1 protein-coding gene is annotated in these 1009 nt (G+C 68.2%); it reads left to right on the top strand.

The window, feature by feature from the left end:
- Positions 1-2 precede the first annotated feature (2 nt).
- A partial coding sequence (gene rfbB / locus IM725_RS19995) for a dTDP-glucose 4,6-dehydratase (RefSeq protein WP_193782394.1) occupies positions 3-1009 on the top strand: 1007 nt, incomplete at its 3' end.

The raw sequence follows: 1009 nt of genomic DNA, 5'->3' as shown, positions 1-1009 counted from the left end.
AAATGACGTTACTCGTGACCGGCGGGGCCGGTTTCATCGGCAGCAATTTCGTGCTGGACTGGCTGGCGGGCTCCGACGAACCCGTGGTCAACCTCGACAAGCTGACCTACGCCGGCAACCGCGAGAACCTGGCCAGCCTGGCGGGCGACGCCCGCCACATCTTTGTGCACGGTGACCTGGGCGACCGGGCCCTGGTGGACCAGCTGCTGGCCCAGCACCAGCCGAGGGCCGTGCTGCACTTCGCGGCCGAGAGCCACGTGGACCGCTCCATCCACGGTCCCGAGGATTTCATCCAGACCAACATCGTCGGCACCTTCCGCCTGCTGGAGGCGGTGCGTGCCTACTGGGGCGCCCTGCCCGAGGCCAGCCGGGGTGCCTTCCGCTTCCTGCATGTGAGCACGGACGAGGTGTACGGCACCCTGGGGCCGGGCGACGCGCCCTTCGCCGAGACCAACCGCTACGAGCCCAACAGCCCCTACAGCGCCAGCAAGGCTGCCTCGGACCACCTGGTGCGGGCCTGGCACCACACCTACGGCCTGCCGGTGCTCACCACCAACTGCTCCAACAACTACGGGCCCTACCACTTCCCCGAGAAGCTGATCCCGCTGATGATCGTCAACGCCCTGGCGGGCAAGCCCCTCCCGGTCTACGGTGACGGCCTGCAGGTGCGCGACTGGCTCTATGTGAAGGACCACTGCAGCGCCATCCGCCGCGTGCTGGAGGCCGGGCGCCTGGGCGAAACGTACAACGTGGGTGGCTGGAACGAGAAGCCCAACATCGAGATCGTGCACACCGTGTGCGCCCTGCTCGACGCGCTGCGGCCGCGCGCTGACGGCCAGTCGTACAAGACGCAGATCACGCACGTGAAGGACCGGCCCGGCCACGACAGGCGCTACGCGATCGACGCGCGCAAGCTGGAGCGCGAGCTGGGCTGGAAGCCGGCCGAAACCTTCGAGACCGGCATCCGCAAGACGGTGCAGTGGTACCTGGAGCACCCCGAGTGGGTGCA

Origin of the sequence: Ramlibacter aquaticus, assembly GCF_015159745.1 — a bacterium.
Classification (GTDB): domain Bacteria; phylum Pseudomonadota; class Gammaproteobacteria; order Burkholderiales; family Burkholderiaceae_C; genus Ramlibacter; species Ramlibacter aquaticus.
Note: the sequence above shows the minus strand (reverse complement) of the source record. Positions and strands in the feature narration are given on the sequence as shown.